Origin of the sequence: Xinfangfangia pollutisoli, from assembly GCF_020179405.1 — a bacterium.
In the GTDB taxonomy this organism is placed as follows: domain Bacteria; phylum Pseudomonadota; class Alphaproteobacteria; order Rhodobacterales; family Rhodobacteraceae; genus Pseudogemmobacter; species Pseudogemmobacter pollutisoli.
Map to the genome: position 1 here is coordinate 1 of NZ_JAICBZ010000181.1, position 895 is coordinate 895.

1 protein-coding gene is annotated in these 895 nt (G+C 73.2%); it reads right to left on the reverse strand.

The features are described from left to right. Positions 1-895 (reverse strand): ImcF-related family protein (locus K1Y73_RS21925; protein WP_225030535.1); only part of this gene is annotated, 895 nt, incomplete at both ends.

Genomic DNA, 895 nt, shown 5'->3' on the forward strand with positions numbered 1-895 from the left:
AGCGCCGCCACCGCCGCCGAGCGGCGCAGCTCCAGATAGGCGCGGTCGGGCTCGGGCGCTTCGGCGGCGAAATCCCGCGCCTGGGCAAGCAGTTCGAAATCCGGGGGCGTCGGCATGATCGGCGGCTTCTCCAGCCGCTGCAGATGCGGCGCCAGGCCTGCCAGCGCCGGGTCCGCCGCGGCGCGATCCTCGGCCCAGCCGGCCAGCCAGGCAGGTTGCCAGTCGCTGTCGCCGGACAGGACCGTCCAGGCGCGCAGCGTGTCATAGGCCTGGGCGGGTTCGCCCTCGGATGCCAGCGCGCGGTCGATGGCCTGGGCCATCAGCCCGGGCAGATGGCGTTGCAGGGCCTGTTGATAGGCGTCCTGCGCCTGCAGGGCCGCATCATAGCCGAAAGGCCCGGCAAACAGGGTGACCGGCGCCTTGGCCCGGGTGGCGAGTGTCACCTCGGTTTCGCGCCACAGCGCATCCAGCCGGGCGGCCAGGTCGGGAAAGGGGCCGGTCCGGTCCAGCCCGATGTCGATCACCGCCGTCGCGAAGGCGCCCGCCAGATCGCGGTGAAAGCGCCATTCCACCCAGGCCGCCCAGCCCGCCACGGCCAGCGCATAGGCCAGGGCCAGGACGGCCAGCATGCCCGACCAGTTCGGCGTGACGGGCGAGGTGTCGAAGGCCCGCCGCGCGCCTTCCATCCGCGCCAGGCAATCGGCCAGAAGCGGGATCACCGCAGCATGTTCGGGCCGGCCGCGGGCGCGGTCCAGAAAGCCCGACAGGTCGGCCACCGAGACATCGCGCCCGTCGAACAGGCTGCGGCGCGACGCATCGCCCCAGTCGGCCACGTCGATCGCCCGGTTCATCCGCGCCCGCTGGTCGATCAGCAGCGCCAGCGCCTGCAGCCGCA